The sequence below is a fragment of the Halomonas sp. QHL1 genome (genome assembly GCF_001882345.1).
Lineage (GTDB): Bacteria > Pseudomonadota > Gammaproteobacteria > Pseudomonadales > Halomonadaceae > Vreelandella.
Window position 1 is genome coordinate 546820 of the sequence record NZ_MINL01000001.1, and the last position, 25372, is coordinate 572191.

At 56.7% G+C, this 25372-nt stretch carries 19 protein-coding genes; 8 read left to right on the forward strand and 11 right to left on the reverse strand.

What is annotated here, in order from left to right:
* Window positions 1–7: 7 nt before the first annotated feature.
* Window positions 8–2644, reverse strand: coding sequence for a cyanophycin synthetase (gene cphA, locus QHL1GM_RS02470; RefSeq protein ID WP_071693064.1), 2637 nt, complete (start codon window positions 2642–2644; stop codon window positions 8–10).
* A complete protein-coding gene (locus QHL1GM_RS02475) occupies window positions 2641–3495 on the reverse strand; it encodes a cyanophycinase (RefSeq protein WP_071693065.1) in 855 nt (284 codons plus the stop codon). Before QHL1GM_RS02475 ends, cphA begins: the two co-directional genes overlap by 4 nt.
* Window positions 3496–3808: 313 nt before the next feature.
* On the opposite strand from QHL1GM_RS02475, the gene QHL1GM_RS02480 reads away from it, so the two are divergent.
* Both QHL1GM_RS02480 and QHL1GM_RS02485 read left to right on the forward strand, forming a co-directional pair.
* Window positions 3809–5110: an acetyl-CoA carboxylase biotin carboxylase subunit family protein gene (locus QHL1GM_RS02480; RefSeq protein WP_071693066.1), complete on the forward strand. Its 1302-nt coding sequence runs from the start codon at window positions 3809–3811 to the stop codon at window positions 5108–5110.
* Between the two features lie 60 nt (window positions 5111–5170).
* Window positions 5171–7213, forward strand: a complete 2043-nt coding sequence (locus tag QHL1GM_RS02485) for a CocE/NonD family hydrolase (RefSeq protein ID WP_071693067.1) — start codon at window positions 5171–5173, stop codon at window positions 7211–7213.
* A 246-nt stretch (window positions 7214–7459) separates the two neighbouring features.
* On the opposite strand, the gene QHL1GM_RS02490 is transcribed toward QHL1GM_RS02485, so the two are convergent.
* The 5 genes from QHL1GM_RS02490 to QHL1GM_RS19885 all read right to left on the reverse strand — a co-directional run bounded on the left by QHL1GM_RS02490 (window position 7460) and on the right by QHL1GM_RS19885 (window position 17569).
* A complete protein-coding gene (locus QHL1GM_RS02490) occupies window positions 7460–9067 on the reverse strand; it encodes an SLC13 family permease (RefSeq protein ID WP_071693068.1) in 1608 nt (535 codons plus the stop codon).
* Between the two features lie 96 nt (window positions 9068–9163).
* A complete protein-coding gene (gene lpdA, locus QHL1GM_RS02495; RefSeq protein WP_083570959.1) occupies window positions 9164–11263 on the reverse strand; it encodes a dihydrolipoyl dehydrogenase in 2100 nt (699 codons plus the stop codon).
* A gap of 14 nt (window positions 11264–11277) precedes the next feature.
* Complete coding sequence (gene aceF / locus QHL1GM_RS02505) at window positions 11278–12564, reverse strand: dihydrolipoyllysine-residue acetyltransferase (RefSeq protein WP_071693069.1); 1287 nt, start codon at window positions 12562–12564, stop codon at window positions 11278–11280.
* 17 nt (window positions 12565–12581) lie between these two features.
* The gene (gene aceE / locus QHL1GM_RS02510) at window positions 12582–15263 is read right to left on the reverse strand and encodes a pyruvate dehydrogenase (acetyl-transferring), homodimeric type (RefSeq protein WP_071693070.1); all 2682 of its coding nucleotides are present in this window, start codon (window positions 15261–15263) and stop codon (window positions 12582–12584) included.
* Window positions 15264–15298: 35 nt separating this feature from the next.
* Window positions 15299–17569: an NADP-dependent malic enzyme gene (locus tag QHL1GM_RS19885; RefSeq protein ID WP_071693071.1), complete on the reverse strand. Its 2271-nt coding sequence runs from the start codon at window positions 17567–17569 to the stop codon at window positions 15299–15301.
* A gap of 332 nt (window positions 17570–17901) precedes the next feature.
* Here QHL1GM_RS19885 and QHL1GM_RS02520 point away from each other — a divergent pair, with 332 nt between their 5' ends.
* From QHL1GM_RS02520 to QHL1GM_RS02530, 3 genes are all read left to right on the forward strand, one after another.
* Window positions 17902–18660 (forward strand): DUF3750 domain-containing protein, encoded by a 759-nt coding sequence (locus QHL1GM_RS02520; RefSeq protein ID WP_071693072.1) that lies wholly within the window; start codon window positions 17902–17904, stop codon window positions 18658–18660.
* Between the two features lie 93 nt (window positions 18661–18753).
* Entirely contained in the window at window positions 18754–19152 is a 399-nt protein-coding gene (locus tag QHL1GM_RS02525) for an antitoxin Xre-like helix-turn-helix domain-containing protein (RefSeq protein WP_071693073.1), read from the forward strand.
* Complete coding sequence (locus QHL1GM_RS02530) at window positions 19146–19841, forward strand: RES family NAD+ phosphorylase (RefSeq protein ID WP_071693074.1); 696 nt, start codon at window positions 19146–19148, stop codon at window positions 19839–19841. The genes QHL1GM_RS02525 and QHL1GM_RS02530 overlap by 7 nt, the downstream gene beginning before the upstream one ends.
* A gap of 12 nt (window positions 19842–19853) precedes the next feature.
* Here QHL1GM_RS02530 and mntR read toward each other — a convergent pair whose 3' ends face one another.
* A complete protein-coding gene (mntR, locus tag QHL1GM_RS02535) occupies window positions 19854–20333 on the reverse strand; it encodes a manganese-binding transcriptional regulator MntR (protein WP_071693075.1) in 480 nt (159 codons plus the stop codon).
* Between the two features lie 160 nt (window positions 20334–20493).
* On the opposite strand from mntR, the gene QHL1GM_RS02540 reads away from it, so the two are divergent.
* Genes QHL1GM_RS02540 through QHL1GM_RS02550 form a run of 3 tightly spaced genes read left to right on the forward strand, consistent with a single transcriptional unit; the run spans window position 20494 to window position 23189 of the window.
* Window positions 20494–21414, forward strand: a complete 921-nt coding sequence (locus QHL1GM_RS02540; protein ID WP_071693076.1) for a metal ABC transporter substrate-binding protein — start codon at window positions 20494–20496, stop codon at window positions 21412–21414.
* 6 nt (window positions 21415–21420) lie between these two features.
* Entirely contained in the window at window positions 21421–22248 is an 828-nt protein-coding gene (locus QHL1GM_RS02545) for a metal ABC transporter ATP-binding protein (RefSeq protein WP_071693077.1), read from the forward strand.
* A 5-nt stretch (window positions 22249–22253) separates the two neighbouring features.
* On the forward strand, window positions 22254–23189 hold the full coding sequence (locus tag QHL1GM_RS02550; protein WP_071693078.1) for a metal ABC transporter permease: 936 nt from the start codon (window positions 22254–22256) through the stop codon (window positions 23187–23189).
* Between the two features lie 31 nt (window positions 23190–23220).
* On the opposite strand, the gene QHL1GM_RS02555 is transcribed toward QHL1GM_RS02550, so the two are convergent.
* The 3 genes from QHL1GM_RS02555 to QHL1GM_RS02565 are packed head-to-tail and all read right to left on the reverse strand — an operon-like array spanning window position 23221 to window position 25131.
* A complete protein-coding gene (locus QHL1GM_RS02555; protein WP_071693079.1) occupies window positions 23221–23562 on the reverse strand; it encodes a P-II family nitrogen regulator in 342 nt (113 codons plus the stop codon).
* A 28-nt stretch (window positions 23563–23590) separates the two neighbouring features.
* On the reverse strand, window positions 23591–24367 hold the full coding sequence (gene umpB, locus QHL1GM_RS02560) for a Na,Li,K/H(+) antiporter subunit UmpB (RefSeq protein WP_071693080.1): 777 nt from the start codon (window positions 24365–24367) through the stop codon (window positions 23591–23593).
* Window positions 24364–25131 carry a DUF1538 domain-containing protein gene (locus QHL1GM_RS02565; protein WP_071693081.1) on the reverse strand — a complete coding sequence of 256 codons (768 nt, stop codon included), beginning with the start codon at window positions 25129–25131 and terminating at the stop codon, window positions 24364–24366. Before QHL1GM_RS02565 ends, umpB begins: the two co-directional genes overlap by 4 nt.
* Window positions 25132–25372: the final 241 nt, after the last annotated feature.

The window sequence follows — 25372 nt, forward strand, 5'->3', positions numbered from 1 at the left end:
GAGAGCATCATAAAGGAACGCCTGCGGTATCGTCTGGGGAATCCGGTAGAAATCGCCGTCCACGCAGGCGCTCAATGGCGCTTTCGCTGTCATCAATTAGCAGTACCAACAGGTCGCCCTCCCTAGCCTCATCAAATGCTCTGTCGACGGCATCACGTTCCTGCATGATGACCTCGACGCGGCAGTTGCCGACCTCTGACTCTGCACCAGCGCGCATCAGGCTGACGGCTTCACCATCGGGGCGACCTCGCGGGTCGGTTTCATAGAGCAAGACAATGTCATGCATACTGGCCAGTTGAGCGCCCATACTATACAGGTCCTCGTCACGACGGTTCCCGGGTGCGCTGGCCACGCTAATGCGCCGCTGCGCGGGGATTCGGCTCACGAGTTCGCTCAGGGCTTTAAGTGCAGGCACGTTATGCCCATAGTCGATGAGTACTTTTATGTCGCCGGCATCGATAAAGTTGGTGCGTCCCGGGTTCTGCCCCGGTGTCGGGTGGAAGGTCTGCAAGCCTAATTGAATATCCGCAATGCTTAACCCCAGCGCATAGGCCGCGGCGCTGGCGGCCAGGGCATTGGCCACATTGAAACGGGCATGGCCTTCGAAGGTGATTGGGGTATCCAGCACCGAAATAATGCTGGCTTCGACATTTCCCTGGCGCATAACGATACACTCGTCATGAACCGTGAAAGCGATCCCATGCGCTTGCACATGCTGGCAGACAGGCTCGGCGTCAGGATCCAGTGAAAAGTAGATGACCTTCCCTCTGGCCCATTGCCTTCCCGCTAGCACGCGCGGATCATCAGCATTGAGCACGGCTGTCCCTTCCGGGCTGACTGCATCAATCACCACGGTCTTGCAGCGTGCTAGCTCATCCAGGGTATGGATGTCGCTTTCCCCTAAATGATCGCTCGCAATGTTCAGTAGCACACCGACCTGGCATTCATCGAAGCCCAACCCGCGACGTATGATGCCGCCTCGCGCGACTTCCAGTACGGCATACTCGACGGTGGGCTCGCGAAGTACGGTCGTGGCCGCCTGCGGTCCACTGTAATCTCCCCGCATGATGGTATGGTTGTCGATCTCAATGGCCCCGGTGCATGCCGTACCGACACTGCGTCCTGCCTGGCGAAGCAGATGCGATATCAGACGTACCGTTGTGGTTTTTCCATTGGTTCCGGTTACCGCGACGATAGGTATCCGCCCGGTGTCCTCGCTATCGGGAAACAGCATCTCGATGACGTGATGACCGACATCTCGACCCGTGCCGTGGGTCGGTGATAGATGCATGCGGAACCCAGGGCCCGCGTTGACTTCGACCACCGCGGCAGATTGTTCCTCCAATGGCATCGTTAGCGTTTCGGCGAGCAGATCGATACCGATGATATCGAGCCCGACCAAGCGAGCAATGCGTTCTGCGGTGTACTTAACCTCAGGATGCAGGTCCTCGGTGATATCTGTCGCCGTGCCCCCGGTGCTCAGGTTTGCCGTGGACTTCAGATAGACGATCTCACCCTTCTCGATGACACTCTGCAAGGTCAGATTCTGCTGAGCTATCAGCCTGTGGGTCTGTTCGTCCAGATGAATCCGTGTCAGCAGGTTTTCATGTCCGATACCGCGTCGGGGGTCCTGATTCTCTATGTCGATCAACGCCTGAAGCGTCGTCTGGCCATCGCCGACCACATGTGCCGGACGCCGCCTGGCAGCGGCGACGAGCTTGCCATTGATAACGAGTAGCCGGTGATCCTCACCCTTGACGAACTGCTCGACAATCACCGATGGATTATGGCGAGAGGCGATGGTAAATGCCTCCCGCAACGCCGGTTCGTCGCTAATGTCCGTACTGATGCCGCGGCCATGGTTGCCAATGAGCGGTTTTACGACCACCGGATAGCCGATATCGACAGCGGCCTCGATCGCTTCCTCGAGCGAGTGGCAAACACGCCCAAGCGGAACGGGGATCCCGGCCTCGCCGAGAACTTGCTTAGTCCAATACTTGTCATCAGCGATGCCGTGGCTTATCAGACTCGTGCGGCCAGTCACGGTCGCCTGGATGCGTTGTTGACGGCAGCCGTGCCCCAGTTGGACATAGCTGCTTTCCTCGTCAAGGCGAATCCATGGAATCCCTCGACGCAGTGCGGCATCCACGATCGATGCCGTGGATGGTCCCAGCATATGCGCATCGCGCACCTGCTTGAGTCGTGCGACGATTGATGAAATATCGATCTCGTCGCCCTTGAACAACCGGGCAACAAGATCGACGGCTTCAACGCCAGCTGCCAGGCCACAGGCTTCGTCCCGGTAACGATAGACGACGTTATAGATGCCGGTTTCGTAGGAGTCGACCGTCTTACCGTAACCCACCGTAAAGCCGATCATATTCTGTAGCTCGATCGCCACATGCTCTACCACGTGGCCTGCCCAGGTGCCCCGCTCAAGTCGCTCCAGAAACCCACCAGGCCGACCGACCGAGCAGCGGTGTTCGTATAGGGTCGGTAATAGCTCGGTGATTCTGGCTGCAATGCCGGGAACGGTATCGCTTGGCCGCTCCTCGAGCGCACCAATGTCCAGCCGCATGAAGATCGCGGGATAGCGGCTGTAGTAATTTGGACCGCGTAGCGCGCGATGCTCAAGGATGTTCATTGCGCTTGCCTCTCCGCCAGGAGGGCGTTGAGTTCATCGACAACAAGATAGCGCCGCGCATCGATATCGTACCCATGGCCACTGACCATGGCATGCAGGATCATGTTTTCGACGGCGACTGGTTCGCCCATGGCCAATTCCGCGATATTGGAACTGGCTAAATCCCGGCTATCGATGATGATGACGTGACCCGGTCCAATGGCTTCCAGTATGCGGCTCGGATGGATGATGACAGCGGCATCCTCGCCAATGCCAACACCCAGCTGCTCTGGATTGCTGGCTCCCACTTCCATAAGACGCGTGAACCGGCCTCGTTCAAGGAAGTGGCTGTCGATGATCATGCCGCGAACGAAGTCCAGGCCGAAGGTCATGTTGACACCTCCTTTGCGCAAGGCGTCTGCTGACGCACCGTTGTAGATCATGGTGCCTGGCATGGCAGCGGCACCAGCACTGGTGCCTGCTACCACGGCGCCAGCCTTTAGGCGTTCGCGAATAGCGCGCAGCGTAGCTGAGCCGCCAAATACAGTGGTTAAACGAAGCTGATCCCCGCCAGTAAAGAAAATCACGCCACTTCGCTGAATAAGTCGGACATTGTCAGCATCGGAGGCTTGTTGGCGATCCTGGATGTCCAGCGCATGAACCTGGCTGGCGCCCAAGCGAGTGAAGGCCGCTTCGTAAGAGGGCAAGAGTTGGTCAGGAATGCTGCTGGCAGTAGCGATAATGGCGACTTCGTCACTGTCTTGGGGTGCAAGCTCGAAAACTCGTCTAAGGATGGCGAGCTCGGAAGTTTTGTCCTCGGCACCGCCAATGGCGACGAGGTGGCCGGCAACGGTGTGGTGATGTGACGCCATATTCCATTCGCCGCCCAGCGACGCTTTTAGGGAACGCAGGAAGATTATCGATACCGAGGCTGGCGTATCGCATGAAGATTTAACCCACATCTTCACTTATAACAGCTGAAAACCACCCTAGCCAGATTAATAACCACCCCTTAGGCTGACTAAGTCTCTCCTGTGAAGCAGTGGAGTTTCTACTCTCTTGCATATTGCCCCAGCGCAGAACAGATATTCCGCTATGCTTCGATATGAAGCCTTTCCCACGCCTGGAGCCTGAATGCTCCAGAAGAGAGGAGTGCGACAGCCGAGCTTACGCCAGGAGGCGGTCATGAGCGTTCGGAATATTTTTGTTGTCGGGTTGGATGAACATAATCGCCAACGTCTCGCGCATTTACGCGGGGCTGTAAACTACCGTTTCCACGGCGTGATCGAGCCCGCCGAAGTCAATGATACGGAAATCTTTCCCATTGAGGACATGCTCGCCCGGGCCGAAACCCAGCTGAAAGCATTTGGTGAGCCTGTCGATGCCATCGTTGGCTACATGGATTTTCCTGTCTCGACCATGCTGCCGATACTCTGCGAGCGGCTGGGTACGCGCTCCACTAGTCTGGAAAGTTTACTCAAATGCGAGCACAAGTATTGGAGTCGGCTCGTTCAGCATGAAGTGATTGCCGATTACATTCCCCGTTTTACCGCCTTTGATCCCTTCGATACCCAAGCACTTCATCGTATTGGGGAGGCGGGGCTGTATTTTCCGTTCTTCGTCAAACCCATCAAATCGTCAGGCTCTAGACTGGGCTTTCGCATCGAAAGCCCCGAAGATTTCGCTCATGCCGTAGCGCGGTTATGTGAAGACATCGGGACGATTTCAGAGCCTTTCAATTACGTGCTTGAGCACGCCACTTTGCCTGATGAAGTGCGCTCGGTAGATGGCGGGCACTGTATGGCAGAGGAAATTATTGGTGGATGGCAATGTACGCTCGAAGGATACGTCTTCCAAGGTGAGGTTATCCCTTACGGCATCGTCGATTCGATTCGCTATCCGCAAGTGCTGAGTTTTTTCTGTTATCGCTATCCTTCGCTGCTCCCCGCTAATATTCAGGAAAAAATGCAAGCGCTGACGCGTAGCATCATGGCCCACATCGGCTACGACAATGCGGCTTTCAACATCGAATACTTCTGGGACGAAGTGCAAGATCGTATCTGGCTACTTGAGATCAACACCCGCATTGCACAATCGCATTGCGACCTGTTCGAAAAGGTCGATGGGGTCAGCCATCAGCAAGTAACGGTGGACCTGGCGCTGGGGCAGTTGCCAAATATGCCTTACCGCCAAGGGGCCTTCAAAGTCGCAGCTAAATTCTTCTATCGTGTGTTCTTTACCGATGCCACCGTCAGCCAAGTACCCAGCGTCGAGGAAATCGAGACTCTTCAACAAGCATTCCCCGGCACCATGATCACGCTACAGGTAGAGATAGGCACGCGCCTGTCATCTTTGCCTGAGCAAGACAGCTACAGTTTTGCCTTGGCATACGTGTGGATGGGCGCAGACGACGTAGTCACGTTGGAAGATAACTACGCAAGACTAGCCGAGCAGCTACATTTCGCGTTCGAGGACATCGTCGGCTGACGTGCTCTCGTTGCAGGCCCTCATTACAAGACATCCCGCCACGCAAAAGGAAAGAAGGTCATGCATATCGTCAGCGATTTGCCCCGCAAGGTGCAGGAAGAGGAAGACTGGATCACCCTTTCCGATGGCTGCCGGCTGGGCATACGTATCTGGCGCCCGGTGGATGCCGAGAAAGATCCGGTACCTGCAATCCTTGAGTATCTGCCTTATCGCAAGCGTGATCTAACGGCAATGCGCGATGTTCAGACGCACGCCTACTGGGCGGGCCACGGCTATGCCGGGGTACGGGTAGATATCCGCGGCAGCGGCGAGTCAGACGGCGTGTTGACCGACGAATACTTACAGCAGGAGCTGGATGATGGGGTCGAAATTCTGCGCTGGCTAGGTCAGCAGTCCTGGTGCACCGGTGATATAGGCATGATCGGCATCTCCTGGGGCGGGTTCAATGGCCTGCAGATAGCGGCACTGCAGCCGCCCGAGTTGAAAGCAATCATTACGCTGTGCTCGACAGACGATCGCTACGCCGATGATGTTCACCACATGGGGGGCTGCCTGCTCGGCGACAATCTGTCATGGGCTTCGACCATGTTCGATGGCAATACTTGTCCGCCCGACCCGCAATTGGTCGGCGAACGTTGGCGGGACATGTGGCTGGAGCGCCTTGAGGGAAGCGGGCTGTGGTTGGCGACCTGGCTCCAGCACCAGCGCCGTGACGACTACTGGAAGCATGGCTCGGTCTGCGAGGATTTCTCGCGCATTCGTTGCCCCGTCTATGCCGTTAGCGGCTGGGCCGACGGTTACTGCAACGCCGTTTTCCGGCTGCTTGAAGGACTTGATGTGCCACGCAAGGGCCTGGTTGGGCCTTGGTCGCACAAATATCCCCACCTTGGCGTTCCCGGCCCGGCCATCGGATTTTTACAGGAATCGCTACGCTGGTGGGACTTTTGGTTGAAGGGTAAGGAAACGGGCATCATGGATGAGCCGATGCTGCGCGTGTGGATGCAGGAGTCGGTTCCGCCGTCAGCCCGCTACAAATCTCGGCCAGGGCGCTGGGTTTCAGAACCGAGCTGGCCATCACCGCGGATTGTGCCAAACCACTTTCGCCTAACCAGCGGGCACGACCTTCTGCCTACTCAGCAGGGCGCTGGTGCTTCCGTAGCGGGCAACGACATTCCTCTCTCTGTGCGCTCACCGCTATCGGTCGGGCTGTATGCCGGTAAGTGGTGTTCCTACAATGCGCCGCCTGATCTACCGCATGATCAACGAGACGAGGATGGCGGCTCGCTGATCTTCCAAACACCGCGACTGGAACAGGAAATCGAGATTTGCGGGCAGCCCGTAGTCGAACTCGACATCGAAGCCGACCAGCCGGTGGCCATGGTGGCGATAAGGCTCACCGACATCGCCCAGGATGACAAGGCGACTCGGATCTCCTATGGGCTTTTGAATCTTACGCACCGCGACAGCGATGAATTTCCCGAACCATTGGTGCCGGGCAAACGTTATCGTGTGCGTATACTGCTTAAGCACATCGCACAAAACTTTCCCGTGGGTAACGCCATCCGCCTCTCGCTCTCGACCAGTTATTGGCCACTGGCTTGGCCAGCGCCAGTGCCCGTCAAGCTGACAGTGCATCCGGCCAGCAGCCGACTGATCCTGCCGTGTCGCGAACCCCAGCCCCAAGAAGAAGCCGCGCTGCCAGAATTTGGCTTGCCGGAAGCAGCACCGCCGCTAGCAGTTACCGTGATACAGCCTAGTCAAGAAGCTTGGCGGGTGATACGCGATCTGGCCAAGGATCAGACCACACTCGAAGTCATCAATGATGAAGGTACTTTCCGGATCGATGACATCGATCTCGAACTCTCTTCTCGGGTTATCGAGCGCTACACCTATGACTACGGCAATTACGACAGCCTAAGCGGCTGGACCGAGTGGGAGCGCAGTTTTCGACGCGGCGACTGGATGGTACGCAGTGTAACCCGCACCTTGATGACATCGAACGCTGAAAGCTTTCGCTTGCGCGCGACACTGGATGCCTATGAGGGCAAAGGCCGGGTTTTTTCTAAGAGTTGGGACGAAGAAATTCCAAGGGATCTTATTTGAGTTTAAGGGGCGGGCTCTTTTCGTACGAAAAGTTGCATTTTCAATAGCCGCCTCCAGCTTTACCACTCCGTCTTAAAATCTCGATAAACTTGCCAGCTACAAGTCATAAGCTGCCTTGCTTAGCTGAAATCGACCCCCAAGACTCCCATTCCCCACCTCCTTTAGCAGGGAGTAGCTTTAGCAGGGAATAAATAGAAGCGGCGCCGCTATATGCGAAGTAATCGCTCAGAGCGGCACCGCCAAGGTTCAGAACTGCAGCCCGAGGGCTAAGCCGCCGAGCAAATAGCAGAAGAGGGTGATTAGGACAATCCCGACAAGGTTGAGCACGATGCCGCCGCGTGCCATCTGTGCGATGGTAACCGCGCCGGTACCAAAGACGATGGCATTTGGCGGCGTGCCGACCGGCAGCATGAAGGCGCAGGTCGCGGCGAAGGCCGCCGGGATCAGCAGCGTCATCGGGTCAGCGCCAATCCCGACGGCCACCCCTCCCAGCACGGGAATAAAGGTCGCGGCGGTGGCTGTGTTGCTGGTCACCTCGGTAAGGAACAGCACTAGCGTGGTCACCGCTGCGACCAGCAATATGATCGGCAGTACCTGCAGCCCGGTAATCTGCTCGCCGAACCAACTGTCGAGGCCTGTAGAGGCCACCGCGCCGGCAAGGCTCAAGCCCCCGCCGAACAGAAGCAATACGCCCCAGGGCAGACCATCCTCAGCATCCTGCCAATTCAGCACCATCTCGCCTCGACCTCTTGCAGGCAGAATGAACATCGCGATGCCCGCGCCTATGGCGATGGCGGTATCGTCAAGGTCGCCCAGCGGGCCCATCAGATCGCCCACCCCGGGGATGGTGGCAAGCAGTCCCGGCACGACCCATAGGAAAGCCGCCGAGCCGAAGACGAGCATTACCATTTTCTCACCTTGGCTGAGCGGACCGAGCTTATGGATTTCGCCGTCGATCATTTCCTTGCCGCCAGGAATATCCGCGATGTCGAAGCGGTAGAGCACGCGGGTCATCAGTACCCAGCCTACCAGGATAAAGGTGAAGGCCAGCGGCACGCCGATCATCATCCATTCGAGAAAGCCGATAGTGCGGTCTAGTTCGTCAGCCGCATAACCGGCGACGATGGCGTTCGGCGGGCTGCCCAGCAGGGTGCCGAGGCCCCCCATGCTTGCAGACCAGGCGATTGCCAACAGCAGGCAGATACCGAACCGCCGGATATTTTCGTCGTGGATGAAGTCCACGTGGCCGGCCCGATGGTGCTCCTGTGCATGGCCTGCGTGCTCGTGGCCGGGAGTGGCCGTTAAGGCGGATTCACCGCTGCGCTCCGCCACCAGGCGGAGCACGGACAGCCCGATCGGTAGCATCATCAATGTCGTTGCGGTATTCGAAACCCACATCGACAGAAAGCCCGTGGCGAGCATCATGCCGAGTACGATTCGCTTCGGCTCGACCCCGACTCGGGCGAGCGTCAAGAGCGCGATGCGTCGGTGAAGATTCCATTTTTCCATCGCGATGGCGATCAGGAAACCACCGAGAAATAGAAACACGATGGAACTGGCGTAGGGCGCTGTGGCCTCGCCGACGGTCCGTGCCGTCAGCATTGGGATTAACACGATTGGCAACAGGGCCGTCGCCGAAAGCGGGATCGCCTCAGTCATCCACCAGATCGCCATCAGGGTGGCGATGGTCGCAACCCAACGCGCGTCTGGTGACAACCCCTCGGCCAAACCCATAGCGAGCCAGACCAGCAGGGCCATGCCTAACCCGAAGGCGCGTAAACCCCATGTCATTTTTGCGGATCGGCCGCCAGTAGTTTCATCATATGCCTCCGGCTGGCGAGGTTGGTCATTCATTTTTATATCCTCCCCTTAATGTTTACATCCATTCATGTTCAAGAACGGTTGAGGTCGGAGGCCATGTCAGCATGGCGGCCGTCGGCCCAATTCACTTTATCGCTTCTTCTGTGGCGGCAGATCGGTACACACCCCCTCGAACAGCTCGGCGGCCATGCCGACCGATTCGCCCAGGGTAGGGTGAGGGTGAATGGTCTTGCCTATGTCGACCGCATCACAGCCCATTTCGACGGCCAGACATAGTTCGCTGATCAGGTCCCCGGCCTGGGTGCCGACGATAGCCCCGCCAATAACACGATGGGTTTCCTCATCGAAGATGAGCTTGGTGAAGCCCTCGTCACGCCCGTTGGCGATGGCACGACCGGAAGCTGCCCACGGGAATACCGCCTTGCCGTACTTGATGCCTTCGGCCTTGCACTGCTCTTCAGTCTTACCGGCCCAGGCCACCTCGGGGTCGGTGTAGGCTACCGAGGGAATCTGGCGAGCATCGAAGAAACTCTTTTGCCCGGCAGCGGCCTCGGCGGCGACATGGGCCTCGTGAACCGCCTTGTGAGCCAGCATCGGCTGGCCGATGATGTCGCCAATGGCGAAGATGTGCCCAACGTTGGTACGCATCTGTTTATCGGTGGCGATGAAGCCGCGCTCGTCGACCGCCACCCCAGCATTTTCGGCACCGATTTTCTTGCCGTTGGGGCTGCGCCCGACCGATTGCAGGATCATGTCGTACATCTGTGGCTCGGGGGGAGCATTGTCGCCCTCGAAGCTGACTTTGAGGCCGTCTTTTTGAGCTTCCACGGCGGTGGTCCTGGTCTTGAGCATCACCTTGTCAAAGCGCGGCGTGTTGACCTTCTCCCAGACCTTGACCAGGTCACGGTCGGCGCCGGTCATTAGCCCGTCTAGCATCTCGACCACATCGATGCGCGTGCCCAGGCTGGAGTAGACCGTGGCCATTTCCAGGCCAATGATGCCGCCGCCGATGACCAACATGCGTTGCGGAATAGACTTGAGTTCCAGAGCGCCAGTCGAGTCGACTACCCGTGGGTCATCGGGAACGAAGGGCAGTTTCACCGATTGCGAACCGGCGGCGATGATGCATTTGTCGAACTTCACTACCTGTTTGTCGCCGGTTTGCATCTGGCCATCACCGGTGGTCTTGGCAACTTCCAGGTGATGTGGGTCGAGAAATGTCCCGAATCCGCGGACGACCTCGACCTTGCGCGCCTTTGCCATGCCAGCCAGTCCACCGGTAAGCTTACCGACGACCTTTTCCTTCCAGCCGCGCAGTTTGTCCAGATCGATTTCCGGTTTGCCGAAGGAAATACCGTGATCGGCCATGGCCTTGGCTTCATCGGTAACTGCTGCCACGTGGAGCAGCGCCTTGGAAGGAATGCAGCCAACATTTAGGCATACCCCGCCGAGGTTGGCATAGCGTTCTATCAGCACGGTCTTCATACCCAGATCGGCTGCCCGAAAGGCGGCCGAGTAGCCGCCCGGGCCAGCCCCGAGCACCAGCATCTCGCACTCGATATCAGCGCCGCCGGTATGCGTGGCCGCCGTAGGGGCGGGCGTAGCCGCTGCCGTATCGCCCGCTTTTGAAGCAGACGTTGAAGAGGGCTTTGAAGCGGGTGACTTTCCTTCCGCCTCCAGTATTAGGATCGCCGAGCCTTCCGAGACCTTGTCGCCGACCGTGACGAGCACTTCAATGACCTTACCCGCCTTGGGTGCGGGCACATCCATTGAGGCCTTGTCCGATTCCACGGTGATCAGCGGGTCCTCGGCACGGATCGTATCGCCAACCCGAACCAGTACTTCTATCACCGGGACGTCCTGGTAATCGCCGATGTCGGGCACTCGAATCTCTTCAGTGCTGCCGCCGCCTTCATCGCCGGGCGCCGACGAGGTAGAGCCTTCCCCATGTACCATGGGAAGAGGGTCCTGGGCCGCCACCTGGGGGCCGGTTTCGGCCGGTTCCAGCATCAGAATGATCGAGCCTTCGGAGACCTTGTCGCCGGTTTTTACCTTGAGCTCTCCGACCGTGCCCGAAACCGGTGATGGCACATCCATGGAGGCCTTGTCGGTTTCTATGGTGATCAGCGGGGTTTCGATGTCGATCGCATCACCTGGTTCGACCAGCACCTCGATGATCTCGACATCCTTAAAGTCACCGATATCGGGAACCTTGATTTCGATTGCCATGGTGTCGTTTCCCCTTACATCATGATGCGCCGCATATCGGCGAGCAGGTTGGCGAAATGGACGTTAAAGCGAGCAGCGGCGGCGCCGTCGATCACTCGGTGATCCCAGGACAGCGACAGCGGCAGCATGAAGCGCCATTCCGACTGCTTGCCGTCCGGTGAGACCTGCTTCCAGTAGGAGCGGCATACGCCCATGATGGCTACTTCGGGGGCGTTGATGATGGGCGTGAAATAGATCCCGCCGATCCCGCCTAGTGAGGAGATGGTGAAACAGCCGCCCTGCATCTGATCGGGCTTGAGCTTGCCGTCGCGGGCCAGCTTGGCCAGCGCACCCATTTCCTGGGCGATCTCGGCCACGCCTTTCTGGTCCGCATCCCGAATCACCGGCACCACAAGCCCATTAGGCGTGTCGGCGGCGAAACCAATATGGTAGTACTGCTTGACGATAAGGTTGTCGCCATCAAGCGAGGCATTAAATTCGGGGAACTGCTTCAAGGACGCAACTGCAGCCTTGATCATGAATGCCAGCATGCTGACCTTGATGCCCGCTTTTTCATTCTCCTTGTTAAACTGCACTCGGAAGGCTTCCAGGTCGGTAATGTCGGCCTCGTCGTGGTTGGTGACGTGGGGAATCCTTACCCAGTTGCGATGCAGATTGGCACCGGAGATTTTCTTGATGCGTGACAGAGGCTTGGTTTCCACCGGGCCGAACTTGCTGAAGTCGACCTTGGGCCAGGGCAGCAGATCCATGCCTTCTCCTCCGCCGGCGGGTGTCGCAGCGGACGGCTGGGCCACCGCTGCACCGCCCTTAGCGAAGCTCTGAATGTCCTCCTGAGTGACTCGACCCTTGAGGCCGGTAGGCGGCACTCGGGTCAAGTCCACCTCCAGTTCCCGGGCCGTGCGGCGAGCCGAAGGGCTGGCGTGCACGCGGCTGAAATCGGCAATTTTCCCGGTTGGTGCGGTTGAGGGAATAGAGGGGGAGGAGGGTGTCGAAGGTGCAGCCGCTGGTTGCGGTTGCTTCCTTTCGTCCCCTTCGGGAGCGGCGCTCTTTTCTCCCGCGTCCACCTCGCTCTCCAGCAGTAATATTAAGCTGCCCTCGGAAACGTTGTCGCCGACCTTGACCTTGACCTCCTTCACGGTACCACTCTTGGGGGCGGGCACGTCCATGGAGGCCTTATCGGACTCTACAGTGATCAGTGGGTCCTCGACCTTTATGCTATCGCCGGGCTGGACGTGGATTTCGATGATTGGGACATCGCTGTAGTCGCCGATGTCCGGTACTTTGATTTCTTGTATGGCCACTGTTTTTCTCCTCCGGCTCAGGCGTACAGGGGGTTGGGCTTTTCGGGGTCGATGCCGTATTTGGCGATGGCGTCCCTGACCTTGCCGCTCTTGAGCTTGCCCTCGTCGACCAGGGCCTGCAGTGCGGCCAGGGTGACGTAGTGACGATCCACCTCGAAGTGGCGACGCAGCTCTTCGCGGCTATCGGAGCGGCCAAAGCCGTCGGTGCCCAGTACCTCGTAACGTCGCGGCACGAAGGGCCGGATCTGTTCGGCAAACATGCGGATGTAGTCGGTGGAGGCAATTACCGGCCCCTCGCTGTCCTCCAGGCATTGTTCGACATAGCTCTTGCGCGGACTCTCCCCTGGATGCAGCCGGTTCCAGCGCTTGACGGCGTGGCCGTCGCGGGCCAGTTCATTGAAGCTCGGGCAACTCCAGACGTCGGCCGCCACGCCCCAGTCGTCGCGCAGCAGGTCCACCGCGGCAATCACTTCGTTGAGGATGCTGCCGCAGCCCAAAAGCTGTACCCGCGGACTCTTGCTCCTGGCCTTGCCTTTGTCCTCGGCCTTGCTGAACGAATACATGCCCTTGATGATGCCTTCCTCGGCGCCTTCGGGCAGTGCCGGATGGTGGTAGTTCTCGTTCAAGGTGGTGATGTAGTAAAAGACGTTCTCCTGGTCCTCGTACATGCGTTTGAGACCGTCGCGTACGATGACCGCCACCTCGTAGTGGAAGGTGGGGTCATAGGCCATGCAGTTGGGGATGAACTGGGCGAACAGTTGGCTGTGCCCATCCTGGTGCTGCAAGCCCTCTCCATTCAGAGTAGTGCGCCCCGAGGTGCCGCCGATCAGGAAACCTCGCGCCAACATGTCGCCGGCCGCCCAGGCCAGGTCGCCGACGCGCTGGAAGCCGAACATGGAGTAGTAGACATAAAATGGGATCATGGTGACCCCATGGTTGCTGTAGGACGTGGCCACGGCGATCCAGGACGACATGGCTCCGTCCTCGTTGATGCCTTCCTGTAGGATCTGGCCCTTTTGATCTTCCCGATAGGGCATGATGTCCTCTGCGTCCATGGGCACGTACTTCTGTCCCTCGGGAGCGTAGATACCGATCTGCCGGAACATGCCCTCCATGCCGAAGGTGCGCGATTCGTCGGCGACGATCGGGGTTAGCCGCGGTCCCAGCGTCTTGTCCCGAGCCAGCGCTACCATAATGCGCACTGTGGCCATGGTGGTAGACATGGTGCGCTCGCCGGTGTCTGCCAGCACCTGCTTGAACATATCCAGTGGGGGCGCCTTGAGCACATCGCCATTACGCTGACGTTGGGGGAGGTAGCCGCCCAACGCCTTGCGCTGTCCGTGCAGGAACTGCATCTCGGCACTGTCCTCGGGGGGCTTGATAAACGCCGCCTGGGTGACCTGTTCGTCACTGAAGGGCAGGTCGAAGCGCTGATGAAAGTATCTGAGATGATCCTCGCCCAGTTTCTTCTTCTGGTGGGTGATGTTCTGGCCTTCGCCGCCTTCACCCATGCCGAAGCCTTTGACGGTCTTCATCAGCAGCACCGAGGGCTTGTCCTTGGTATTGACCGCTGCGTGATAGGCCGCGTAGACCTTCTGCGGGTCGTGACCACCTCGAATCAGCTTGTAGTAGATATCGTCGTCCGACATATGGGCGACCATTTCCTTGAGCTCCGGATACTTGCCGAAGAAGTGCTCGCGGATATAGCCACCGCCCTTGACCTTGAAGTTCTGATATTCGCCGTCGACGCACTCCTCCATACGCTTGCGCAACAAGCCCTTGCTGTCCTTGGCCAGCAGTTCGTCCCAGCCTGACCCCCACAGGCACTTGATGACGTTCCAACCGGCGCCTCGAAAATTGCCTTCCAGTTCCTGAACGATCTTGCTGTTGCCTCGTACCGGCCCGTCCAGGCGCTGAAGGTTGCAGTTGATCACGAAGATCAGATTATCCAGCTTCTCTCGGTTGGCCAGAGCGATGGCGCCCTGGGACTGGGGCTCATCCATCTCACCGTCGCCCAGAAACGCCCAAACCTTGCGTCCTTCGGTGTCGGCCAAACCGCGATGATGGAGGTACTTCATAAAGCGTGCCTGATAGATCGCCATGATCGGGCCCAAGCCCATGGAAACAGTGGAAACCTGCCAGAAGTCTGGCATCAGGTAGGGGTGGGGGTAGGAGGAAATTCCCTTTCCGCCCACTTCCAGGCGGAAGTTCTCCAACTGCTCCTCGGTGAGTCGTCCCTCTAGAAACGCCCGCGCGTAGATGCCCGGCGCGCAATGGCCCTGCACGTAAATGATGTCCCCACCGTGGGTCTCGCTGGGGGCCTGCCAGAAGTGATTGAAGCCCACCTCGTACATCACGGCTGATGACTGATAGCTAGCGATATGCCCGCCGGGTTCGGCGGGTTTTTTATTGGCGCGCACCACCATGGCCATCGCGTTCCAGCGAAGATAGCCGATCAGCCTTTGCAGCAAGGCTTCGTCGCCGGGCAGCTTGGCTTCTTTATGGGGCGGTATGGTATTTACATAGGGCGTGCGTGTCGTATCGGGCGCTTCGGCACCGGTCCGGTAGGCTTCTTCCACCGCCTTGTGTAGCAGGTAGGTAGCCCGTTCGGGACCCACCCGTTCCACCACTACGTCGACGGCTTCCTGCCATTCCCGGGTTTCCTGTGGATCGAAGTCATTGTAGTTTTCGAATGGCATGATCGTCTCCGTTGGTGGGACCGGAATTGTTTTAGTTATGGATGGGGCTGTGCCTCAACGACAGCGAAGGCACTCATATTGGCGATGCCCCGTGCGGTGACGGTGCGGTTGAGCACATGTACTGGCTTGGCGGCCCCCAGCAGGATAGGCCCTACGGAAACACCGTTGCCCAATACCTTTAAGGCGGTAAAGGCGATATTTGCCGCATCAAGGTTGGGCATGATCAACAGGTTGGCCTCGCCGTCTAGAAGCGAGTCGGGCAGGATGCGATGACGCACCCCAATGGACAGCGCTGAATCGGCCTGCATTTCGCCGTCCACCACCAGGTCCGGTGCGCGCTCATGGATCAGCGCTAGTGCCTGGCGCATCTTTACGGCACTCGCGAAGTCGGAACTGCCGAAATTCGAGTGGGAGACCAGGGCGGCTCGGGGCGTGATGCCGAAGCGGCGAACCTGTTCCGCAGCCAACAGGGTGATTTCGGCGATTTGGCTGGCATCGGGATCGTAATTGACGAAGGGATCGGCAACGAAGAGGGTGGTTCGTTCGAGGATCAGCAGTTGCAGAGCGGCAGGTGTACTGACGCCCTCGCGCAGACCGATAACGTCCAACACCAAGTCCAGGTGCTCGTGGTAAGTCCCCACCGGGCCGGCAATCATGGCGTCCACATCGCCCCGGCGCAGCAACAGCGAGGCGAGGATGGTGGCTCGGCTGCGGACTCGCTTCTCGGCAGCCTCCGGATGAACACCACGCCGTCCCATCAACTTGTGGTACTCGCTGGCCAGTTCGGTGCAGTCGGGAGATTCCTGTGGGTCGATCAGCTCGAAATCAATGCCCGCCTTCACCGGCAGGCCCAATTCCTCGATGCGGGCTTCAATGATCGCACGGCGGCCGATCAGCACAGGTTTGGCATAGTGCTGACTGACACAGACCTCCATAGCGCGGAGAACACGCTCGTCCTCGCCTTCGGCGTACAGCAGGCGAAGTGGATTCTGTCGCGCTGCCTCGAAAACCGGCTCCATCACATTGCCGGTGCGGTAGACCAGTTTTGATAGCGAGCGGGTATATGCATCCAGGTCAGCAATGGGGCGAGCGGCCACACCGCTTTCCATGGCGGCCTTGGCCACCGCCGGGGGGATGGTGTCTATTAGGCGCGGATCGAAGGGTTTGGGCAGAATGTACTCGGGCCCAAAGCTAAGCGCCTGTCCGCCATAGGCCACTGCCACCGTTTCCGGCACCGTAGTGGTAGCCATGTCGGCGATGGCCTTGACGGTGGCCAGTTTCATCTCCTCGTTGATGGTGGTGGCGCCGCAGTCCAGGGCGCCACGGAAGATGAATGGAAAGCACAGTACGTTGTTGACCTGGTTAGGGTAGTCCGAGCGACCGGTGGCAATCACCGCATCCGAACGTACTGCCTTGACTTCCTCTGGCATGATTTCCGGGGTGGGGTTGGCCATGGCCAGGATCAAGGGGCGTTCGGCCATGGTCGCGACCATCTCCGATTTTAGCGCTCCCCCTGCAGACAGACCGAAAAACACGTCGGCCCCGTTGACGGCATCAGCTAGGGTGCGGGCCTCGGTTTGGGCTGCATAGCGCTCCTTGTAGGGATCCATTTCCTCGGTACGGCCAGCATGAATAACGCCACTGCGGTCGCAGACTAGAATATTTTCCTTGCGCACCCCAAGGGCGACTGCCAGATCCAGGCAGGCCAGCGCCGCAGAGCCCGCGCCGTTGCAAACTAGGCGAATGTCGTTGAGCTGCTTGCCCACCACCCGTAACCCGTTGAGCAGGGCGGCCCCCGCGACGATAGCGGTACCGTGCTGGTCATCGTGGAAGACGGGGATCTTCATCCTCTCGCGCAGGCGTCGCTCTATCTCGAAGCATTCCGGTGCCTTGATGTCTTCCAGATTGATGCCGCCGAAAGTGGCCTCCAAACCGGCGACGATCTCGATAAACTTATCCGGATCGCGCTCCTCGATCTCAATGTCGAACACGTCCACGTCGGCGAATTTTTTGAACAGCACGGCCTTGCCTTCCATCACCGGCTTGGAGGCCAGGGCGCCGATGCTACCCAACCCCAGTACCGCTGTGCCGTTGCTGATCACGGCCACCAGATTGCTGCGGGCGGTATACTCGGCCGCCATTAGGGGGTCACGTTCAATTTCTTCGCAGGCCGCGGCGACCCCAGGCGAATAGGCCAGCGACAGATCGCGCTGGCTAGCCATCGGTTTGATCGCCTGGATTGCCAACTTACCGGGGCGGGGGAATCGATGGTACTGTAAGGCGCTTTCGCGCAAATCGTCTGCCATGTGATTTACCTCGCTCGCTTTCGCTCACGGCGATCACTGTTTTGATGACCATATCGCCGATCTTGTTTTTGTTTTGTATTGCTAATAGCCTAGCCACAACTCCCTTTCCACAAGCCTCCCTAATTCTTAAATTAGTGGTCCCCGTTATTTTGTCAATTTTTGTAATCCCAGCGGTTACTAAGTTGCGTTTGGTGCTTAAGAGGAAAGACAAGTTTCCTTCAGTACGGCTATTCACCAAACCGTTAAGACCCACGCTTGCACCAAGTGAGTTATCGCGGTGCTAGGCAGATAACGCGGTGCTAGGCAGATAACTTTCAGTGACGGATAAATCGATGAAAACGTTCCTACGAGGGCTGCTCAGTCTGGTGGCGCTTTTAGCGTTGCTATTGGCCGGGCCTGTTTGGTTATTGGCGAGTAATCAGGTGGTAACTGACGGCCATTGGTCATCGCTAGATCGGTCATCTGCGGGTATAGCACCTGATCCTGCGGAGATTTCTGAAGCCGTGGTTCAAGTCTATTCCGCTCGAGCTTATAACTGGCGCGGAGCGTTTGGCGAACATATCTGGATTGCTACCAAGGCGGAAAACGCCAATAGCTACCGGCTCCATCAAGTGTTGAGCTGGCGGCGTCCGACGGTGGTGTCTTCAATAGATACGCCTGATCGAGCCTGGTTTGGTAACTCGCCGACGCTGCTGGCGGATTACCGAGGCGATGACGCTGCGCAGTTGATACCGCAGATTGAGACCGCTGCCGCTGACTACCCCCAAGCCGAGCTATATCGTGTATGGCCTGGGCCGAACAGCAATAGTTTTATCGCTTGGGTAATACGCGAAGTACCAGGTTTTGAGGTGACGCTCCCGGTCACTGCTATCGGCAAGGACTATATTTTTAATGGCGTTTTTGCGGCTGCGCCCAGCGGTACCGGTTATCAGCTGTCACTGGGTGGGGTGGTGGGCTTAATGGTGGCGCTGGAGGAGGGTATTGAGCTCAATCTCTTAGGCTTGAGCTTTGGTATCGACTTTATGCGACCCGCTTTGAAACTGCCTGGCATAGGAAGGTTGGGTATGCCCGCAAAAGTGATAGGAGGCTGACCCTAAAGAGTAAAAGCTGTGCTGATTTATTTGCAGATACTTTTTTATTCAACTAGTATCTGTAGATAAAGGGTGAAGGCTAAGAGGGTAGCTATGCAAACGGCACACGACATTTCCCAAAACAGGGCAGCGGCAGCGGCAGGCTTGAAAGCGGCTGTGCGAATTCTGGATAAGTGGCGAGCATCTGGCGAGCAGGGTGAAGCGATTTTGCGCGTTTCGCATAGCACTTACGCGCGTGCCAGGCGGGGGGATCTTGTCGAGATCAAATTAGATAGCGACCAGCTAACTCGGATCAGCTACTTACTCAACATCCACGCTGCGTTGCGGATGATATTTGATAACCCAGAGAATCTTTATGGGTTCGTGAATTTGGTGAATCACAATCCCTACTTTAATGGCCGCACACCGCTTGAAATTATCGGCTCCGGTGATTTTGCGGCGCTCTACGAAACCTTTAAGCGTATCGATAGCCTACGGGGAAGCCAGTGGTAAAGGCCGCGGATTTGCAGACCCTGCCCTCTGAAAACGTCACCGGTTATCGCTTAGTCAATAGTAAGTTTCCGCCGATTGATCTGTTCGATGATGTGGCGAGCGCTGAAGAGTTTGCCGCGCTCCACGCACTACAGGCATTAACCAATCCGCGTTTACAAAATGAAGTGGGTAATTTAGCGCTTCTACCCCACGAACAAATACCTTTTGGAATTCGTGGCTGCTCTTATGCCGTAGCTCCTTTTACCCATGTGAATCCGCAGGGTTCGCGCTTTAGCGATGGCAGTTTTGGCGTGCTCTATTTTGCCGATACGCTTGAAACGGCGATTGCCGAAGTAAAGCATCACCAGCAGTTGTATTGGCAAAATGTGCCAGGATTGCACTACGAACGGTTTGTCTTTCGTGGTTTAAAAGCCACTTTCGATCAGGGAGGCTTTTACGATGCGGTCGTTTTACCCATTGAGCACGCTATTTACACGCCCGATGATTACTCCGCCTCGCAGCCCTTTGGTGCCGACATACGCCGGTGTGGGGATGGGCTTCGCTACCACTCTGTGCGCAAGATTAATGCAAACTGTTGGGCGCTAATGACACCAAACTGTGTGGCTGACATTATCCAAACAACTCATCTGGAAATGATTTGGAATGGCACCATTACCCAGGTGAATCATCTGCGTTTTTCCCACCGATGACGAGCCGCGGCCTTAGTTGTTTTGCTGCTGCTCGGTAAAGCGTTGCATGATGGCGAGGGTTTCATCGCTCACATGATGCTCCATGCCTTCAGCGTCGATACGCGCCGTAGCATCTCTTACCCCAAGGGCGCGCAAAAAGTGCAGCACGATATCGTGGCGGGCGCGTGACGTTTCCGCCATTTTTTGACCCGCTTCGGTGAGAAACAGCGAGCGATAGGGCTTGCTGGTGACCAACTCCAGCTCATTTAAACGCCGAATCATTTTTGACACCGTCGCTTGACTGACCGCCATACGGTTGGCAATGTCCGCCGCGCGCGCTTCGCCGCGGTGTGCCAGCAGGTCGCCAATTAGCTCAACGTAGTCTTCAATCAGTTCGGTTTCGTGGGCATTGCGCACCGTTGCATACTGCTGCGCGTGCTGCTCGACGGGCGGCAAAGCATCACCAGGAATGCTTGGGGCGGTCAATGAAGCGTTCGGATTAGAATCAGTCATTGGCAAATTATATCGGAAGCAGTGGGAACAATCATTGGATAGTCCTTGGGATAGTAGCGTATTTTTGAGTAATATTGTTAGCCAAGGCTAAACTGTTTGCACAATGCTTTTTTATTGAGCTACAGTCTACTTATCGGTTATGCACAATAAAGGAGAGACAATGAGAAAGCGCAACCTGGGTATGGCCTTGAGCCTACCGCTATTGTTGAGCGCTGCACTAGCCAGTGCAGAGACGCCAGAGAGTGCGCCGTCTCCCCTAAATGTGGCCGTCACTTTTTCTGTGCTTGGCGATATTGTTGCCAGCGTGGCAGGGGAGGATGCCAACGTCTCAGTATTAACGCCGATTGGCGCTGAGGTGCACGAATGGGAATTGACCCCCAGTAATTTCGCTGCATTGGAAACGGCAGACGTGGTGTTTTACAACGGCTACCAGCTAGAGCAGTGGATGCCCCAGGTAGAGGCAACGGTTATCGACGGCACTCCACTAGTGGCGGTCGCGGAAGCCTCTGAGTACCCAACCCAGACCATTATTACTGGTGACATGGAAGGCGATGTCGATCCTCATTTATGGATGGATCCGCGTGCGGTGTCAGCCTATGTTCAGGTCGTCGCTAATGAGCTGGAGCATTTACTTCCCCAGCGGGCTGAAGAGTTCCAGCAGCGTGCAGAGGCGCTGAAAGAAGAGCTGCATGCACTGCATGTGGAACTCCAAGAGCGCTTAGAGGCGATACCTGACGAGCGCCGGGTGCTACTCAGTAGCGAAGCCGCCTTTCTGTATTTCGCCGATGCCTATCATTTTGAACACAATGGCATTTGGGGCACCAACGCTGAAACCGAAGGCTCTCCTCGCCAGTTAATGCGCGTGGTGGACATGATTAATGAGCTTCAACCTGCCGCGCTGTTCTGGGAAAGCACTATTTCTGACCGCCACGTTACCAGTCTGGCGCGGGATACGGGCGTTAACGTCGCGGGGCCGCTATATGTAGACTCGCTTAGTGAACCCAGTGGTGAAGCGGGTGATTATTTCACCATGATGCGTCAAAACGTTGAGTTATTGCGCCAAACATTGGCAACAGAGTAAACGATCATGGCAACGACATTTGGCGACGCTCCCGTGGCTATTCATATAAAAGGGCTCTACGCAGCCTATCAGCGTCAGCCCGTTTTGGAAGACATTAATCTGCAGTTCCCAGCAGGTAAATGGACTGCCATTGTGGGGCCGAATGGGGCAGGTAAATCCACGCTGTTTCATGTTCTTACCGGTAGCATGAAAGCGCTGCGTGGCAGTGTTCAGGCCTTTAATGAGCCGATTGCGACGCATCGCAAAGCGGGGCATATCGCCTACATGGCCCAGCGCGAAGCCATTGAGTGGGATTTCCCAGTTTCTGTCTGGGAGACCGTCATGGGCGGTCGCTACGGGCATATGCGGAATGATCCGTTATGGCGGCGTTTGTTGCCTTCGCGCTGGTACCATCCCCGCCATGGCGAGGCTGTGCGTGAGGCGCTTCTAGCAGTGGATATGCTTTCACTGGCGGAGCGGCCGATTGGCGCGCTCTCAGGCGGACAGAAAAAACGCGTATTACTGGCTCGTACGCTCGCCCAGCAGGCCAATATCTTACTCCTTGATGAACCACTGGCGGGGGTGGATCCGCCCAGTGAGCGATTGATTTTAGACGTACTTGCTCGTGAGCGAGAGGCAGGGCGTACGGTTATTATGGTGACTCACGATATGCCCGGTGCTCGCCGCCATGTTGATCATGTGGTGCTGATTAACCGCTTTATCCGTGGAGTAGGGACGCCTGATGAAATGCTCAATGACGCCAAATTGGCTGAGCTGGCGGTGAGCTCTATCGAACAGTCGGCAAGCGATGTACGAGTCGCTGAAGCATCTTCCTTTATGGCAGCCCAGGGGTAAGTGAAGTGGCAGAACTAATAACGGCACTGAGCCTGTTTGGCGATGCATTGGTGAGTTGGCTCATCGCTGCGTTGATGGTCATTGTCAATCTACTGCCCGGCACTGTTTCAGATGCCTTCCAGTACGCCTTTATGCAGCGCGCCTTATTAACCTCAGTACTGGTGGGCGCCATTTGTGGCATTTTATCCTGCTACGTGGTGCTTAAACGCTGGTCACTGCTGGGGGATGCGATTTCCCATGCCGTGTTGCCGGGGGTGGCCATTGCCTACCTGTTAGGCTGGCCGTTCTTTATCGGCGCTTTTATCACCGGTGCGCTGACCTCCGTGGGTATTGGCGCTATTGAGCGCCACACGCGGATTAAGTCCGATGCGGCGATGGGCCTTATGTTCACCGGGGCGTTTGCATTGGGCATTGTAATTATCAGCAAAATCGCCTCAAGCACCCACCTAATGCATATTCTGTTTGGCAACGTGCTGGGTGTTCAGCAATCGGCACTGCTGTTGACGTTGGTAGCCAGCGTGATTGCTCTATTAGTCGTGTGGCTCGCTTATCGGCCGCTGCTGCTTTATGCCTTTGACCCACAGCAGGCCCAAGCGCTGGGGTTCAATACCAGCGTGATTCATTACGGTTTGATCTTGCTGTTAACCCTGACCATCGTGGCGAGTTTGGAAACGGTGGGTATCATTTTAGTGGTTGCAATGCTGATCACCCCAGGGGCTACGGCACACCTGCTGACAGATCGTTTTAAAACCATGATGCTGATTTCGATGGGTGTTGGGGTTAGCTCGGCGGTCATCGGGCTATGGCTTTCGGTGGTGCTGGACGTTGCTTCTGGCGGCACCATTGTGTTGGTGGCCACGAGCTGGTTCTTTATCGCTCTGCTGTTTTCGCCCAAGCAGGGAGTGTTAATGCGCCAGTGGCGTCGCTGGCGCATGGGTTAGAGCTACACGCTTAAGTGACCTAGCGTGAGGATTAATCTGATGATTCGGAAAGTGATTTAATCTGACTCTTAACTCCCACGGCATCTTCGACATCCAGCTGAAAGGCGATGCCGGTACCGGGAGTTTCATCAAATTCGCCTACCTGGGCAATTGCCTCAAGAATATGGCGGCTGCGGTGCTCCTCTGCCAGGAACAGCAGCATATCCCGCTGCGCGGTAATCTCCATACCAAAAATGCCGTGGGCTTTATTGAGCCCTTCGCCGCGGGCGTTATTGATCACCGTGGCGCCGGTAGAGCCTGCGTGGCGAGCAGCTTCAAGAATAGCATCGGTTAATTCGTCTTCCACCATGGCAACAATCAGTTTAAAGCGCATCGCGATCTCCTTTTCCTAACCACTTGCTTTACTGGGGCGTTACTTCATTAGTCGAGCGCGTCCGCGTGGCTCTCCATTGAGCAATTTGGGCGTAACCCATTACGGTAATAATAGGGAATAAACAGGCAAGTGCGATCATGCCAAATCCATCCATTACCGGGCTGCGCCCAGGGATTTCTGTTGCAAGGCCCAAGCCTAATGCAGCAATAATCGGTACGGTAATGGTCGACGTAGTGACACCACCCGAGTCGAACGCCAACGGAATGATAGATCGCGGCGAGCGCAGGGTTTGAACAATGACCAGCAAGTAAGCGGCGAATACGAACCACTGCAACGGCCAGCCCATTACAATACGCCAAGTACCCAGCGTGATCCCAAAAGCCATACCGAGTGCAACCGCAATACGCAGCATCAATGGGTCAATCGTGCCGCCTGAAATCTCACCTGCCTTCAACGAAACCGCAATTAGCGATGGTTCGGCAATTGTCGTACTGGCGCCAATAGCAAAGGCGAAAATATATACCCAGTAATAGTCACTCCAATGACGCTGGGCCCCTTCGGCTAAGCTTGGCAAAAATTCATGGTTAGTGAGCTGGGCGGCCATTAACTCACCCATTGGAAACAGTGCTTGCTCCAAGCCGACTAAAAAAAACGATAGCCCCATCCAAACCATAAGAAAACCGACCAAAACCTGCGGCAGGCGCTTTACAGGCTTACGAATGACCAAGAATTGGAAGCCGAAAACGATTGCAGCGATAGGCAGGATATCCAGCAGCGTTCCCCAAAAAGTGACGATAAGCGTCATGGAGCGACTCCTGGTATCAGATGGATGCCGACAATGCCAAATACCAGCACAAAAATAATCGGCATCACTGATGCCAATGCAATCAGCCCAAAGCCGTCGAGCATTGGGCTGCGGCCTTTTATCGAAGACGCGAGTCCTACACCCAATGCTGTCACCAGCGGCACCGTGATGGTCGAGGTTGTCACTCCGCCTGAGTCATAAGCGATGCCAATCATCTCGGCAGGGGCAAGCAGGGTTAACAACAGTACTAGCACGTAGCCGGCAATAATCATTAAATGTAGCGGCCAGCCTTTAAAAATGCGTACCACTCCTATTACTACCGCTACGCCGACAGAAGCAGCCACTACCATACGCAGCGCAAAGGCAAAGCTGTTTTGTGCACTAATGCTGTTATCGATAATACCGCCTTGGGCAACAACTTCAGCTGCACGGGCAGCGATGGCGATCAAGGCAGGCTCGGCGACGGTAGAGCCAAGCCCCAATGCAAAAGCAAACACTAGCAGCCAAGTTATTGAGCCTTTTTTTACAAATGCTCGCGCTAGGTTCTCGCCCAAGGGAAATAGTCCCAGCTCAAGTCCTTTAATAAAGAGTGTCAGGCCTACCACAACAAACACCAGGCCGAAGGCCAGATCCATCAAGGCGAGAGAGTCGGGCAGTGGTTGGCGAATAACCACTAACTGGAAAAATGCCATCGCCAATACCACCGGCGCAAGGTCGCGCAGGCTATCTTTGAGTTGGTGAACGAGCGATACCACAAGATCCATTAAATCTTCCGCGAGTCAGGGGAAATAGCAGTGCTGAAGCACTATCTCTTTAATGACAGAGTGTAGAAGGAAAGAGTATCCAAAAAGTTGATCCTGAGCATGAAGATGAGCGTGAGAGGCGTTAGTGCATTTAACATAGCCGACTACCTACTAGCAGTAGTGATGGGTCTAAACTGTGCCAGCCCCACCACGCGAGCATTAAACAGGTAAGCAACAGAATTGCCGCCATGACCTTGAATAA